Source organism: Paenibacillus sp. MDMC362, from assembly GCF_003269305.1.
Classification (GTDB): Bacteria; Bacillota; Bacilli; order Paenibacillales; family Paenibacillaceae; genus Paenibacillus_AQ.
The window spans coordinates 1-13,911 of sequence record NZ_QLYT01000053.1 but is presented as its reverse complement, the minus strand read 5'-3'; the positions used below and the strand labels follow the sequence as shown (position 1 = coordinate 13,911).

Here is a 13,911-nt window from a genome sequence, read left to right as displayed (position 1 = left end):
GATGTCCACCAGAATTACTATCTCTATGGCAGATTGTGTTGCGCTGCGCTTTGTGCCGGAGGGGGAGATGGTTCGGGAAGGGTACGGTGAATTCGCGCGTTGTTTGAGTAGAAACAGGGAAAGGGGTTAAACCAACGTAACGAATAATTTATCGGAGGATGCCAGAACATGAACAGCCTGAAAGAACAGGAATTATGATCTCAGGCTGGAGGCTGCCAGTCATTGAGGTCCAGTTGTTGCAGTTATATAACAAAAGGGTTAGGCAGAGGGCATGAGTGCCGATTTTGCCTAACCCTTTTTTCACAACCCTCAACCACCATATAAATACGACTTTACGTCCCGCCCGATGTAGGCCCTCCATATAATCAGATTGTAAGGATCGTCCCAGTCGATGTTCTGCGGCTCCTCGAACATGCGGTGCAGGCGGTTGTTGTTGAAGATGATCGAGCCGCGCTGATCAAAAGCCACCCCGTCTACCCACAGCATTCTGTCGTCGGACAGCAGCTTGTTGAATGTGCGTGTGTACGGTGAATAATAACCGATCCCCTTGCCTTCGAGCATGCTGTAGAATACATGGCCTTGATTGTCGGCATGCATGCCGTCGGTTGTCGTTCCTTTGCTGCCCAGGGTCTGAACGGAATCCCGGATGATCGAATCGGGAATATCGAAATTTCGCAGAAGCCGCGTATCGACAGCGTACAGATTGCGCCCCGTTACCTGGCAGTAGAATAAAGTTCCGCGATCCGCGGACAGAGCTATGCCATCGGCGCCGATCCGAATCGGCTTGTTGCGGTATACCGGCTCGGTATCGATCTCAAACCGGAAACGGGGGACGTCCTGCGTGCTGTAATGACTGTCGAGGACGCGCCGAAATTTCTTCGTTCTCATATTGTAGACGATGATTCCGCCATACAGCGGATGGTCCGGCCAGCCGGAGCCCGAATCGGTAATATAGGCATAACCGTTGCGGTTATCCACCACGATGTCGTTCAGGAACGATGTTCGGGGCGGGGCAATATCGTCCGGAATGACAATAGAGTCGAGCAGGCGGTTAGCGCTCAGATCCCAGACGAGCAGCTTTTGCGAGCCTACGGGCGAGGTATCGTATGCGATTTTTCCTTGATCCAGAATCCACATCCGATGATGTTCATCAATCTCGTAGCCAAGGACGGATTGCAGCACCCGAACATCCCCCGGCGTATTCCACTCCCAGCTTGGAAAAGCCTCCAGTACGGGCTTGCCGTCTACCATCACAATCGTATTCAGCGTAGCGGGAACCCCTTCAGCCCATCGCGGAACCGATACATAGAAGCGTCCCTGCCGGTCTACTTTGACGCCTGCGGGCATGCAGTGCTTCCAATCCTGACGCTCCTCGAATCGCTGCTTCATCGCAGGGTTCGGAAAGTTCCAGTCCAGGCGATTCCAGTGGAAGAGCATCTGGTACGGACTTGTAGAGCTATGGGTTTGTTTACAATAAGGGACAGCAGGCTGCTGCCACTGGCCCTCCATTGAATAATGCGGTACAACCATTTCAAGACCTCCCATAGGCAGTGCAGATAATCCTTAACGCTTATTCCTCTAAGTTAGTTATATGCCCAGAGGGATGGATTGGCGCAGATTAAATCGCCGGGAGGTCTTTTGGGAAGCTAAAAAGTTACACTTGCAGAATCTTAATCAGATTCGTGTTACCGGATTGACCGATCGGCACGCCGGCAGACAATACGATAATATCGCCTTTTTCGATGTAGCCTGTCTTGATGGCATTACGGGTCGCGGATTCGAACATTTCGTCCGTCGTTGTGACTTTGTCGCCTTTTACCGGAATGACGCCGGAGAGCAAGCAGATCTTGGCCAGCACTTCTTCATGCTGCGTGACCGCGATAATCGGTGCCTTCGGACGGTATTTCGAAATCATCCGCGCCGTAAATCCGCTCTCCGTTGCCGTAATGATCGCTTTGGCATTCAGCACGAGGGAGGAGCTAACCGCACCCTGGCTAATAACCTCGGTAATATCGGCTACCTGCTGTCTGGATTTGAAAGTGAATTGGTCTTTATAATCGATCATCGTCTCGGCGCGGCGGGCGACTGCCGCCATCGTGCGCACGGATTCTACCGGATATTTGCCGGCAGCGGATTCGCCCGAGAGCATGACCACGTCAGCGCCCTGGATCACCGCGTTAGCCACGTCGCTCACCTCGGAGCGGGTTGGACGGGGATTGACCTGCATCGATTCCAGCATGTGCGTTGCCACGATAACCGGTTTGCCTGCCAGGTTGCATTTATCGATCATTTCTTTTTGCATCATAGGCACTTCTTCGATTGGTACTTCGACGCCAAGGTCTCCGCGGGCAACCATGATTCCGTCGGATGCTTCAATGATGTCGTCCAGGTTCTCCATGCCCTCTCCGTTTTCAATCTTGGAGATGATCTGTACATGCTCCGCGCCGCGTTCTTTCAGGATGCTGCGGATTTCGCGGATGTTGTCGCCATGACGCACGAAAGAAGCGGCAATGATCTCAATGTCGTTCTCCAGGCCGAAGCCGATATGCATGACGTCACGCTCGGTAACGCCGGGAAGCGTCGTTTTGATCCCAGGGAGGTTGACGCCTTTACGTGGTTTGAGCACGCCGCCGCTGATGATTTTGCAAAGTATGTCCGGTCCGTCGACGCGGAGAACGTTCAGGTCCACGAGGCCGTCATCGATCAAGATGCGGTCTCCCGGTTTAACCACTAGATTCAGCTCGGCATAATTGACCGAGATGCGCTGGGCATCGCCAAGAATTTCTTCGGTAGTCAGGATCAGCTCCTCACCTGGTTTCAGAAGGCAGGAAGCCTCCTTCAGCTTGCCGATCCGTACTTCAGGTCCTTTAATGTCCATCATGATCGGGACATACGTGTTTAATTCGGCTGCGGCCCGGCGAACATTCCGGATCCGGGTGACGTGATCCTCCAGCTCACCATGTGCCATATTCAAACGGGCAACGGTCATTCCTTCCTGAATCATGTTCTTCAACAGCTCAATGGAATCGCACGCGGGTCCCATCGTACATATGATTTTAGTTTTTAGCATGGCTGTTTGTTCCTCCTTTGTATTTGTTCTCTTCAGCTTTTATACAGCATTTCGCCGTCATTCAAACTTCCCTATTGATCACATTGTAGCCTGTCTTGTCGAATCATGATATGAACTATAGTACAATGAATGGATTATAGTATTACAGTTGAGGTGAGTTATGATCACTCCTATAGATGTAAAACAAATTAACGGTGTCGATTGGTATGAAGAAGCTGATCATGAGCAAAGTGCATGGCGCTTAAGCCTTGTGACCTATGGAAAATGCGTATATTGGGTGAATGACGATAAGCAGATTATGGAGAAAGGCGAATTGCTGCTTATTCCAGCCGGCGTTTCGTATTATGGCAAAAGCATCCCTACCGTGACGCACACGCAAATGGTCGTTCTATGGACGGAAGGCGCCTCGGCAGACTTATCCGTGCTGGATCGGAAAGAAGCCTTGAAGTTTAAACCGGGTGTTTATGAGTTGATCCGCGAACGGTTGAAGGTGATTCATCAGCAATGGCAGGAACGCCCATCTTATTATGTCTTGATGATCGAAGCATTATTGACGGAAGTGTTGATTTATATCAGCCGTGAGCTGGACAAGGGCGTCATCACGCCGGAAAAGCACTTGTACGTGGACCGGATGAAGTCTTATATTGAGCGGCATTACCGTGAGAAAATAACGAAAGAGGAGCTGGGCGATGTCATCGGCAAAACCCCCAATTACGCAGCGGCACTCTTTAAAATCGTTACGGGGCAGACCATCAGCCAGTACGTGCACGCTCAGCGGATCAAACGGGCAGTGTATTTGTTAACGGAATCGCAGCTGACGGTACAGGAGATTGCCGTATTTCTCGGATATCAGGACCTCTCCTACTTCTATAGAATCTATAAACGAGTCACGGGCACCGCTCCATCGGATTTATTGCATGAGCGACCGCGAACGATATAGGAGATTTAACGCAAAAAAAGAGGGCTATCTATGCCCTCTTCCGATAAATCGCTATTTTATTGGGCGTCATTTTCAAATAACTGCTTCACATACTGCTGCAATTTATTTTTATCTACGCCGAGCACCTGTGCACGACCGACTTTCTCGTTGGTCAGCAGCGAGAATGGGGGGAGCTGCTGCTGGTCGATTTTATCCAGATTCACATCAAAGCCCAGAGCCATCAGCTTCAGCATTTCTTTAGGGCTTAGATCGGTTTCGATGTATGGCGCGATTGAATCCAGGATGCTGGGCAGCTTAATTAATGAATTTGTGGTCTGCATCTTCTTGGCGACTTCCGTCATGAGAATCCGCTGCCGTTCCGTACGAGCAAAATCGGACCTCGCATCGTGCCGAAACCGGACGTATTGCAGCGCCATTTTGCCGTCGAGATGCTGCAGTCCCTGTTTTAAATCGATGTCGTACATATGCTTGTCGGCTTTACTTGTGTAATACATGTCTTTCTCCACCTCGATGTCGACTCCGTCAATGGCGTCGACCAGGGCTATGAAGCCGACAAAATCGGTGTAAACATATTTATGTATGGGCAGGTCCAGCAGATCGCTGATGGTTTGTCTGGTCAGCTCGATTCCGCCGTAAGCAAATGCCGAATTCAGTCGTCCTTTGCCATGGCCGGGGATGTCCACATAGGTGTCTCGCAAAATCGAGAATAAATGGGCTCTTTTCGTGACAGGATCGATGGAGGCCACCAGCATGGTGTCGGATCTGCCGGCATCGTCTCCCCGGGAGTCTCCTCCAATCAGAAGAATATTAATGCGTTCTTTGCCCTCCCACTTGGGTATTTCGATGATTTCTTCCGCTACGGCACCCGAAGCTTCCATTGGCTTCGCCGGATTCGAAGCGGTCGAAATTTGGTTTGAGAACTGAATGATAGCGTAGGTATAGTACGAGATAATCCCCAAGATTCCAACGGATAATAAGAGCATGGTGTATTTTAACCATTTCCTTTTCATAGTTCCTATAACATCCTTTCTGTTTGACTGACTGCATAATGGACCATTCTAGCAAAATAATGAACAAAAATCATATTTTCCTGTAAGAAGCGATTCTCAAGAGGCAACAAACCTCAGCTAAATAATGAATTTGACTCTCCTCCAAGGGGAGGCCTTAGACTGGAAGTCGAAGGAGGGAACAGCATGATGCTATACACGGTTAAAGAGGTTTCGGAGCTGTCCGGGGTGACCATTAAAACGCTGCATCATTATCATAAAATCGGTTTGCTTCAGCCGGCCGAGATCAGCGAAGCGGGTTATCGCTTGTACGGTGCAGCCGAGCTGGAGCGATTGCAGCACATTCTGTTTTACAGGCAAATGGACTTTCCGCTGGAACAAATCAAGGTACTGATGGAGGAAGTTCCTGAACGGCGGCAGATGCTGTTACAACAGGAGAAGTTGCTGATGGACCGCGCGGATCGGTTGAATGCGATTCTGAAAACCTTAAGAATATCCATAACCAGTACGGAGGAGGGCAAGCGCATGGAGCCTCAGGAATTGTTCAAAGGTTTTGAGAGCGCAGAAGAATGGAGGGAAGCCTTAACGGAGCACAATGAGCACCTGAAAGAGCAGTATAATGTGGATTTGCTCGAGGGTGAACCCGTCGATGTTCCAAGCATGAACGAGCAGGCAAGGGAAGCGGATGCCTTTATGGCAGTCATGGCAAACGCGTTGAAAACGGGGATCAAGCACGATGATGCGCGAGTAAAAGATTCGATTCGCGATCATTTGCAGTTTATGCATGAGCAGGGCCACGCCTTTACGGCTGCGGATTTTGCGGGTCAAACGAAGTTTTTCCTGAGTGACGACTTTCATCTCTGGATGCTGGAGGAGCAGCAGACGGGGTTGGCCTATTATCTGCATGCGGCTGCGGAGGCGTACGCACAACAGACATAATACAAGCCGTTCTCCATCGATCAAGACCGCCTATATCGCGGTCTTTTTTGCTATGTCTATGATTTATTGTCCAAACCTCGCGAGATGGCATTCCATATGATGTCTGGGAGACAAGTTTATGGGGGGCTGGACATGATAACGATTAGTTTGTGCTTGATTGTAAAGAACGAGGAGCAAGTGTTGGATCGGTGCTTAAACTCTGTTAAGGATGTCGTTGACGAAATTGTCGTCGTAGATACGGGGTCATCGGATCATACGCTCGGAATTGCAGCCAAATATGAGGCTCGAATCTTTCATTTTGATTGGATCGACGATTTTTCCGCTGCAAGGAACTATTCGTTCTCTCATGCAACGATGGAGTATATCTTATGGCTGGATGCGGATGATTGGCTGCAGCCGGCCGATCTGGAAAGGTTCAAGGCACTTAAACAAAATTTGGACCCGGCGGTGGACTCCGTATGCATGGATTACTACCTTGCCTTCGATCCGTTGGGGAAGCCCACGGCAGTTGTTAAAAGAAACCGGCTGGTGAAGCGTTCAAGGCAGTTTCAATGGCGTGATCCGGTGCATGAGCATTTAGAGGTTGAGGGAAATATCATGTTATCCGACATTGCCGTTAGTCATGGACGAGTACACACGGACTCCGGACGAAATTTACGTATTTATGAGGCCCATCTTGCGAAGGGAGGCACCCTCTCCAAGCGTCAGTTGCTGCATTATGCAATGGAATTGTCTGCGAGCGCCTATTATGACAAGGCCATTGAAATATATGAAACGATTATTCATGATCCGGTCAGCTATTTTGAGGAAAAACTGGATGCGTGTGATCGCATGGCGCATTGTTACCACGAGCTGGGACAAAAAGAACAAGAACTGCAATCCCTGTTAAAGACGTTTAATTATGACGTGCCGCGGGCCGACTATGTATGCCGGATCGCGTACTATTTCCAAGAGCTCAACGATTATGAAAAAGCGGTTCACTGGTACGAATTGGCGCTCAAGCTGGAGATGCCAGGGGATCGATTATACGGCGTTAATCAAGCGGCCTGGACATGGTTTCCCCATTTGCAGCTCACGTATTGTTACGGAAAACTAGGGCAGCTGGAGCAGGCTTATGAACATAATGAGAGGGCTCTTTCTTACGCTCCGGATGATCCGGACATCTTATACAACAAGCAATTGCTGGAGGAGAAGCTCCGCTGCAAGTGATCGACGGCTCTATCCGCCGCCCTGTCGTTCTGTCGTGTTGGAGTACTGGATCGTGCCTTTTTTATGTCGTTTGGGCATATACCGTTTCTGCCAAATCTATGAATCGATATACTACTATGAAACTAGTTTCGTAGAGAATATGGATAGAACGACAGGAGGAGAGTGAAATGGCATTCAAACGATCAGGGTCCAGAAAGCTTGTCTACAAGAAAAAGCTCAGTAAGCTTACCGCATCCAAGAAGAAGCGTGTCGGCAAAATAAGAAAATCCGCGTTTAGGGCGGTATCCGGCATTGACCAAGAAATCAATGACGGCGTGTTCAGCAAAGTCCAATACCAAGTTGAAGAATTGGATCTCAACAATGAATACAATTCATCAACATCGACCTTCACTCCTAAGCAAAGAGGTATCTACTCCCTGTTGGCCAGCGTTTCTTTTACAACGATCACGCTTACGCCTGTTCGAATGGATTTGGAGATTCGGGTTAACGGCGTCCCGAGAATATCGGAGGAAGAAAACTTTGAGCCGAGAACAGGGAAAATTGATGCCTCCGGACTCATACAATTAATGGCTCGCGATCGAGTGGAGGTATTTGCAAGGGCAACCGGAGAAAACGGCACAATTCTTAGCGGATTCGCTACCCGGTTTGAAGGGGCCCGGATCAATTGATATAGCAATATAGATTGGTGATTCAGCCGCGCGGGTCGCGGCTGTTATCATTTTAAGAGTACATAGAAGCTGAGAACAGCATGAATTACTGCTGTTTAATATCGATCGGACAGGGTAAAAAATAATCGGACTTACCATCACGCATACGAGGGAGGACGATATGGATGTTTATTCACATGAAAGAACTTCAGTTCCGAGCCAAACCTGAGAAGCCGGACCCGGTATACGCGAGAAAGCTTCAAGAGGTGCTGGGCGGCCAATATGGTGAAATGTCCGTCATGATGCAGTATCTCTTCCAAGGATTTAATTGCCGGGCAGACCGGAAGTATCGGGATATGCTGCTGGATATCGGGACCGAGGAGATTGGCCATGTCGAGATGTTGAGCACGATGATAGCCCAGCTTCTTGACGGCGCTCCTGCGGATCAAGTTGATGAAGCGGCGAAGGACCCGATGATTGCCGCCGCACTCGGAGGCATGAATCCTCAGCATGCGATCGTATCGGGACTCGGGGCAACCCCGACGGACAGCAACGGATATCCATGGAACAGTAAGTACATCATAGCGAGCGGGAATCTGCTGGCTGACTTCCGTGCGAATCTGAATGCCGAATCCCAAGGTTTGCTTCAGGTCGTACGCTTGTATGAGCAGACGACGGATCCTGGCGTCCGGGACATGCTGTCCTTCATGATAGCCCGTGATATCATGCACCAGAATCAGTGGCTGGCCGCGATTGAAGAGATCGAGGCGATTGAAGGTCCGATTGCTCCTGCTTCGTTTCCGCGCGAACGCAGCGTAGAAGAAGTTACACGCCAATTCATGAATTTCTCGGTTGGTGAGGAGAGCAGTGCCGGACGCTGGGCGAACGGGACGCTGCCGGACGGTACCGGCGATTTCGAATATGTGGCTAATCCGACAGCCTACGGTGACGCACCCGTATTAAATCCTCCGGCCAAACACCAGCATTCTACGCTTGGCACAGGTCCATATGTGGTGAATGAAGGTTTCGAAAAGTAATGTTTAATTCTTTGCGGATGGGTTAAATACATGACATAGCACCAACAAAAAACAACTTAGGAGTGATGAACAATGGCTAACAACAACGGTAACAAAATGAGCAGAGAAGAAGCGGGACGCAAAGGCGGCGAAGCAACGGCCAAGAATCACGACAAGGAGTTTTATCAGGAGATTGGCCGTAAAGGCGGAGAAGCCACCTCAGAGTCCCATGATAAGGAATTCTATGAGGAAATCGGCCGCAAGGGCGGAGAATCCCGCGGCAATCAAAACAATAACGATTAAATGTAATCTACAATCAAAAAATAGCAAGCTTAAAAAAGCAGCGGCGGTTCCGGTTAAACGGAATCCGTCGCTGCTTTATTTTTGCGCTGACCGCTGGTTCCAAGCACGGTTGCAAAGATACTCTCAAGTCAACTTGAATTCAAGTCCACCGCGCCGCCCACAGCTTCATTTCCTTGCAGATGACATGCAGATCCATGCCTTTCGGCGTCAGCGTGTATTCCACCGTAACCGGAACGGTAGGGAATACTTCGCGTTCAAGAACGCCCTGTTCTTCCAGATGGCGGAGCGTCGTGGTCAGCGCCCGCGGGCTGACATTCGGGATTTGCCGCTGCAGCTCGCCAAAACGCTTCGTGCCGCCAAAGAGCTCGCGGATGACGAGAAATGCCCATTTTCCACCTAAGACGATCAGTGTTTTTTCGATATTACATTCGATGTGTTCGGGTGTTTTCGGTATGTAACTGCTCGATTTATTTCCCATATGGGTAGGCTCCTTCCGGTATTCTATTAACTATACTCAAGTATATCAACTATCCTCTCTATAATATAGTGAAGAACATTTCACTTCTTCCCTGGGAATAGGAACTACTTTAGAATAGAAAACGTAGTATCCAAGTTATTCGATTGAAGGAGGAATTGCCATGAAATACAGAAGATTAGGACGCACAGGTCTCAAGGTTAGTGAGATCAGCTTGGGAAGCTGGCTTACATACGGTGGTTATGTGGAACGCGAGAACGCAGTAAACGCGATTAAGACGGCTTATGATCTGGGCATTAACTTTTTTGATACGGCGAATGTATATGAAAAAGGTGCGGCTGAAGTGTTGGTTGGCGAAACCTTGAAAGCGTATCCGCGCGAGTCTTACGTGCTGGCGACAAAGGCTTTTTGGCCCATGGGCGATGGCCCGAACGATCGCGGCTTGTCCCGCAAGCATATTATGGAGCAGGCACATGCCAGCTTGAAGCGGCTTAACCATGATTACGTGGATATTTTCTACTGCCATCGTCATGACCCCGAAACGCCGCTTGACGAGACGCTTCGCGCGATCGACGACCTTGTTCGCCAGGGCAAGGTGCTTTATGTCGGCGTCAGCGAGTGGCAGGCATCCCAAATCGCGGAGGCATTGACGGTAGCGGATCGTTACCTGCTCGACCGCATCGTGGTCAATCAACCCATCTACAATATGTTTGAACGTTATATTGAAAAGGAAATCATTCCGCTCAGCGAACGTTCAGGTATTGGACAGGTCGTATTCTCCCCGCTTGCGCAAGGCTTGCTGACAGGTAAATATACTTCGGCTTCCGATATTCCAGAGGGCAGCCGCGCCGCGAAGCTGGAGTGGATGCGCAAAGGCATTACCGAGGAGAAAATCGCGAAGGTTCGCGAGCTGGAGAAAATTGCGGGTGAGCTTGAAGTGTCGGTGGGCAATCTGGCGCTTGCCTGGATTCTGCGCCAGCCGAACGTAGCCAGTGCGCTTGTCGGCGCAAGTCGTCCGGAGCAGGTAACCGAGAACGTGAAGGCATCCGGCATCGAGCTTAGCGAAGATGTTCAAACTCGTATTGAAGAGATTTTGAAATAGGGAAGTAAATCGACGAAGAATTAAGACGTTTATCGCATGGATTCTTGGAGCAAGAGAAGTCGAGCCTCCCTCTATCTACTGATGCTTTCAGCATCAGGGATGATTGATGATGTACCATCATAAAGGCTTCTACTATTGAAGAAAAAAAGAGCTGTGCGAGGAATCATGAATCCCTTGCGCAGCTCTTTACATTTAAATTAAACAATTGTTTACCCCAGCCGATAAGTCGCGAACGGTTTGGCATGAACAAAGCCGTCGCTGATTTCATCCAGGCCGGAACCTAGTGCCTCGTCGATCTCAATCTGAAGACTCTTCAAGTTATCGTCCAACTGCCCGGTTTTCGTGGCTCCGACAATGACAGTGGAGACAGCGGGACGATTCATCAGCCATGCCAGGGACAGGGCGCTTGGGGAATGACCATGCTCTGCAGCCAGCTGGCTGACCTGCTGCCCAAGCTTCAGATTGCGATCTTCCAGGAAGCGATTGAAGTTCGGGTCCGTTTCCGCACGGGAGCCGGAAGGCGTGCTTGCGCCCTGACCGTATTTACCGGTGAGAATGCCTCCGGCCAGCGGGAAATACGGGATGATGCCAACGCCCTGATCGAGGCAGAGGGGAACAAGCTCCAGTTCCGGCGTACGGTCGGCAAGGGAATAACTCGTTTGGGTGGATACATACCGGGCGTATCCGCGAAGCTCGCTGATCCCGAGCGCCTTCATAATTTCCCAGGCGGCATAGTTGGAAGCGCCGATATATCGGACCTTGCCCGACGATACCATGTCATCCAGCGTGCGTAAGGTTTCCTCAAGGGGAGTATTTGGATCAAACGTATGAATCTGATACAGGTCCACATAATCGGTTTTTAGCCGCTTTAAGCTGTCCTCCAGCTCTTGCTGCAGATGATAGCGGGAGGAACCGCGTTCGTTCGGCCCTTGGCCGTTTACGAGCCCGGCTTTCGTGGCTAATACAACGTTATGGCGTTTGCCGGCGAGAGCCTCTCCAATGATGCGCTCGGATTCCGAGCCTGCATAAATATTAGCGGTATCGATGAAATTGATGCCATGGTCCAGTGCATGGTCAATGATGCGGCTGGATGTCCCTTGATCAGCCCTTTTGCCAAAAGCATTCGTGCCCAGACCGAGCTGCGAAACCATTAGTCCGCTGTTGCCAAGACGGCGGTAGTTCATCTTGATCCACTCCTTTATGTATCGATTTCCTATAGTATAAACATGATTCCGGAACCGCTTCAAATGGATCGAACGCAACAGAATGATATAGATGTAAGATATTACATCTTTTTTCGACAATATCTAAAAAAAGTGATTAACTTCCATACCATCAAATGGTAATATAGTCTTAGGAGAAAAGATTCGGATTGGACAACGAGAGATACTACATAAGAACTACTTCGGATGTTGGAGTACGACTTCTTTTTTCACTAATCTTTGGAGTGTGAATCATGAAGATTTATCTGAAAAATGATGCTGGGGTAACTAAACAAGTAAAGGTAGGCTTTAGCTGGACGACACTATTCTTTGCCTTCTTCCCGGCCTTGTTTCGAGGCGATCTGAAGTGGGCAGTTATTATGTTTATTATTTCTGCCGTCGTCGGTCCATTTACGTTGGGAATCGGGGCTTGGATTAGCGGAATCATATTCTCATTCGTGTATAACAAGATTTATATTAAAGAACTGTTGGAAAAGGGCTATCGTCCTGCTACCGAAGAAGCGAGAGCAGTCCTTGAGAATAACCAAATTATTGCGAGAGTAGCATAGTTCGATTTCATGCGTAAAGCCTGGAACCTGAATGAATCATTCATTCAAGCTCCAGGCTTTACTATATTACATCTTTTAGCCTAATCGAGAAGCGGTTTGTGCGTAAATACTAAAGGCCGCGCGAATGCCCTAGGACTCCTTGCGATAGGCTGAATATTACGATAGGATAGTTACGAACCATTTGGAAGGGGGATTAACATATGAATGAAGCGATTTTTAACCAATTGGATTTTGCCAGAGGAGGGACCTTGAAGTCGGTAGAAAATGTAACGGAGCAAGAGGCTGATATTATCCCGGAAGGCTTTGCGAATAACATTCGCTGGAACCTGGGGCATATCTATACCGTGCATGAGCAGTTCGCTTTTGCAACGGCGGGCGAGCAGCCCCGTATTCCGGAAGGATTCGAGGCATGGTTTGCGACCGGAACCAAACCGTCCGATTGGACGTCGAAGCCGCCTGCGATTTCCGAGCTGGTAGAGCTTTTACAGGAGCAAACGACCCGAATTCGCGAAACCTTCTCGAATCGCCTCGACCAGGCTTCAGCTCATCCGCTGACCATTGGTCCCGTGACGTTCCAAACCGTAGGGGAGTTTCTTGTGTTCAGCTTGTATCATGAAGGAATGCACACGCAGACGATTAAAGCATACAGAAAATTGATAAAGTAATACGATGAACACGAAGCGATAGAAGAATGCCCTCGCGCATCCCTTCTATCGCTTTTGTTTGTCGCTGCGGTGATCGATCCTTATAATGGAATCAGGCACAGATGGGATCATCGATTGGAGGATGTGACAATTATGGCGATTGAAATCGAACGCAAATACCTTTTAGAGGCTTATCCGGAAGACTTGATCTCGGAAGGAAGCATCGTGGTCGAGAAGGAGCAGTTCATCGAGCAGACGTATTTGGCGCTGGATGGGGATCAGGAGCTTCGAGTCCGCAAAATAACGGATCTGACATCGGGTCAGGTTGAATTCACCCATACGTTCAAAAAGGGGTGGGGGATTGCCAGGGAGGAGGTAGAGTTCGCCATTTCCGAAGGACTCTATGACCAAGTGGTGAAGGCGCATGGCGCGATTCCGCTGACCAAGAGACGGGTGACCGCCCGCTTAGGGAACACGATCATCGAAATCGACGATTATGCGCAGATTCACTTGCTGGTGTTGGAGGTAGAGTTTCCTTCCATGGAAGCTGCAGACGGCTTTGTGCCCCCGGCGTGGTTTGGACAGGATATCAGCACGGAGAAACAATACAGCAACAAGAAGGTATGGCGGGAACTGCAGCAGCAAGCTGGCAGGAAATCGTAACGGAAACCAAGCCCCTGAAATCGGCCCCTGGTAAGGTTTCAATAAAACTGCCGGGCACTAAGCCCGGCAGTCAGATTGTCGAGAAACCCTGTACTTTGAAAAAAGTGCAGGGTTTCTCCCTTTTA

Annotated in this window: 14 protein-coding genes and 1 pseudogene; 10 read left to right on the top strand and 5 right to left on the bottom strand. The window is 49.5% G+C overall.

Annotation, left to right across the window (positions count from 1 at the left end; translation table 11 throughout):
- Window positions 1-309: 309 nt before the first annotated feature.
- Both DP091_RS24475 and pyk read right to left on the bottom strand, forming a co-directional pair.
- Complete coding sequence (locus DP091_RS24475; protein WP_113060705.1) at window positions 310-1,530, bottom strand: L-dopachrome tautomerase-related protein; 1,221 nt, start codon at window positions 1,528-1,530, stop codon at window positions 310-312.
- 124 nt (window positions 1,531-1,654) lie between these two features.
- Window positions 1,655-3,070, bottom strand: coding sequence for a pyruvate kinase (gene pyk / locus DP091_RS24470; RefSeq protein ID WP_113060704.1), 1,416 nt, complete (start codon window positions 3,068-3,070; stop codon window positions 1,655-1,657).
- A 160-nt stretch (window positions 3,071-3,230) separates the two neighbouring features.
- Between pyk and DP091_RS24465 the strand changes: the two genes are divergently transcribed.
- A complete protein-coding gene (locus tag DP091_RS24465; protein ID WP_113060703.1) occupies window positions 3,231-4,010 on the top strand; it encodes a helix-turn-helix transcriptional regulator in 780 nt (259 codons plus the stop codon).
- A 56-nt stretch (window positions 4,011-4,066) separates the two neighbouring features.
- On the opposite strand, the gene DP091_RS24460 is transcribed toward DP091_RS24465, so the two are convergent.
- Window positions 4,067-5,020 (bottom strand): LCP family protein, encoded by a 954-nt coding sequence (locus DP091_RS24460; protein ID WP_113060702.1) that lies wholly within the window; start codon window positions 5,018-5,020, stop codon window positions 4,067-4,069.
- Window positions 5,021-5,206: 186 nt separating this feature from the next.
- Here DP091_RS24460 and DP091_RS24455 point away from each other — a divergent pair, with 186 nt between their 5' ends.
- The 5 genes and pseudogenes from DP091_RS24455 to DP091_RS24435 all read left to right on the top strand — a co-directional run.
- Entirely contained in the window at window positions 5,207-5,956 is a 750-nt protein-coding gene (locus DP091_RS24455; RefSeq protein WP_113060794.1) for a MerR family transcriptional regulator, read from the top strand.
- A 132-nt stretch (window positions 5,957-6,088) separates the two neighbouring features.
- Window positions 6,089-7,165, top strand: coding sequence for a glycosyltransferase (locus tag DP091_RS24450; RefSeq protein WP_113060701.1), 1,077 nt, complete (start codon window positions 6,089-6,091; stop codon window positions 7,163-7,165).
- Between the two features lie 167 nt (window positions 7,166-7,332).
- Window positions 7,333-7,833, top strand: a complete 501-nt coding sequence (locus DP091_RS24445) for an ABC transporter permease (RefSeq protein WP_113060700.1) — start codon at window positions 7,333-7,335, stop codon at window positions 7,831-7,833.
- Window positions 7,834-7,997: 164 nt separating this feature from the next.
- A complete protein-coding gene (locus DP091_RS24440; protein WP_113060699.1) occupies window positions 7,998-8,849 on the top strand; it encodes a manganese catalase in 852 nt (283 codons plus the stop codon).
- 72 nt (window positions 8,850-8,921) lie between these two features.
- Window positions 8,922-9,128: pseudogene (locus DP091_RS24435) on the top strand (KGG domain-containing protein); the annotation flags it as partial.
- A gap of 142 nt (window positions 9,129-9,270) precedes the next feature.
- Here DP091_RS24435 and DP091_RS24430 read toward each other — a convergent pair.
- Window positions 9,271-9,609, bottom strand: coding sequence for a winged helix-turn-helix transcriptional regulator (locus tag DP091_RS24430; RefSeq protein WP_113060698.1), 339 nt, complete (start codon window positions 9,607-9,609; stop codon window positions 9,271-9,273).
- A 160-nt stretch (window positions 9,610-9,769) separates the two neighbouring features.
- On the opposite strand from DP091_RS24430, the gene DP091_RS24425 reads away from it, so the two are divergent.
- Window positions 9,770-10,708, top strand: a complete 939-nt coding sequence (locus DP091_RS24425) for an aldo/keto reductase family protein (RefSeq protein WP_113060697.1) — start codon at window positions 9,770-9,772, stop codon at window positions 10,706-10,708.
- Window positions 10,709-10,917: 209 nt separating this feature from the next.
- Here the strand turns inward: DP091_RS24425 and DP091_RS24420 are convergent, their stop codons facing one another.
- Window positions 10,918-11,892: an aldo/keto reductase gene (locus DP091_RS24420; protein WP_113060696.1), complete on the bottom strand. Its 975-nt coding sequence runs from the start codon at window positions 11,890-11,892 to the stop codon at window positions 10,918-10,920.
- A 272-nt stretch (window positions 11,893-12,164) separates the two neighbouring features.
- Between DP091_RS24420 and DP091_RS24415 the strand changes: the two genes are divergently transcribed.
- The 3 genes from DP091_RS24415 to DP091_RS24405 all read left to right on the top strand — a co-directional run bounded on the left by DP091_RS24415 (window position 12,165) and on the right by DP091_RS24405 (window position 13,786).
- Window positions 12,165-12,479, top strand: a complete 315-nt coding sequence (locus DP091_RS24415) for a DUF2628 domain-containing protein (protein ID WP_113060695.1) — start codon at window positions 12,165-12,167, stop codon at window positions 12,477-12,479.
- A gap of 200 nt (window positions 12,480-12,679) precedes the next feature.
- Window positions 12,680-13,144 (top strand): DinB family protein, encoded by a 465-nt coding sequence (locus tag DP091_RS24410; protein ID WP_113060694.1) that lies wholly within the window; start codon window positions 12,680-12,682, stop codon window positions 13,142-13,144.
- Between the two features lie 132 nt (window positions 13,145-13,276).
- Entirely contained in the window at window positions 13,277-13,786 is a 510-nt protein-coding gene (locus tag DP091_RS24405; RefSeq protein WP_113060693.1) for a CYTH domain-containing protein, read from the top strand.
- The last annotated feature ends 125 nt before the right edge of the window (window positions 13,787-13,911 follow it).

Coding starts and splice junctions, on each gene's coding strand:
- DP091_RS24475 (WP_113060705.1), bottom strand. CDS start 1,530: ATGGTTGTACCGCATTATTCAATGGAGGGCCAGTGGCAGCAGCCTGCT.
- pyk (WP_113060704.1), bottom strand. CDS start 3,070: ATGCTAAAAACTAAAATCATATGTACGATGGGACCCGCGTGCGATTCC.
- DP091_RS24465 (WP_113060703.1), top strand. CDS start 3,231: ATGATCACTCCTATAGATGTAAAACAAATTAACGGTGTCGATTGGTAT.
- DP091_RS24460 (WP_113060702.1), bottom strand. CDS start 5,020: ATGAAAAGGAAATGGTTAAAATACACCATGCTCTTATTATCCGTTGGA.
- DP091_RS24455 (WP_113060794.1), top strand. CDS start 5,207: ATGCTATACACGGTTAAAGAGGTTTCGGAGCTGTCCGGGGTGACCATT.
- DP091_RS24450 (WP_113060701.1), top strand. CDS start 6,089: ATGATAACGATTAGTTTGTGCTTGATTGTAAAGAACGAGGAGCAAGTG.
- DP091_RS24445 (WP_113060700.1), top strand. CDS start 7,333: ATGGCATTCAAACGATCAGGGTCCAGAAAGCTTGTCTACAAGAAAAAG.
- DP091_RS24440 (WP_113060699.1), top strand. CDS start 7,998: ATGTTTATTCACATGAAAGAACTTCAGTTCCGAGCCAAACCTGAGAAG.
- DP091_RS24430 (WP_113060698.1), bottom strand. CDS start 9,609: ATGGGAAATAAATCGAGCAGTTACATACCGAAAACACCCGAACACATC.
- DP091_RS24425 (WP_113060697.1), top strand. CDS start 9,770: ATGAAATACAGAAGATTAGGACGCACAGGTCTCAAGGTTAGTGAGATC.
- DP091_RS24420 (WP_113060696.1), bottom strand. CDS start 11,892: ATGAACTACCGCCGTCTTGGCAACAGCGGACTAATGGTTTCGCAGCTC.
- DP091_RS24415 (WP_113060695.1), top strand. CDS start 12,165: ATGAAGATTTATCTGAAAAATGATGCTGGGGTAACTAAACAAGTAAAG.
- DP091_RS24410 (WP_113060694.1), top strand. CDS start 12,680: ATGAATGAAGCGATTTTTAACCAATTGGATTTTGCCAGAGGAGGGACC.
- DP091_RS24405 (WP_113060693.1), top strand. CDS start 13,277: ATGGCGATTGAAATCGAACGCAAATACCTTTTAGAGGCTTATCCGGAA.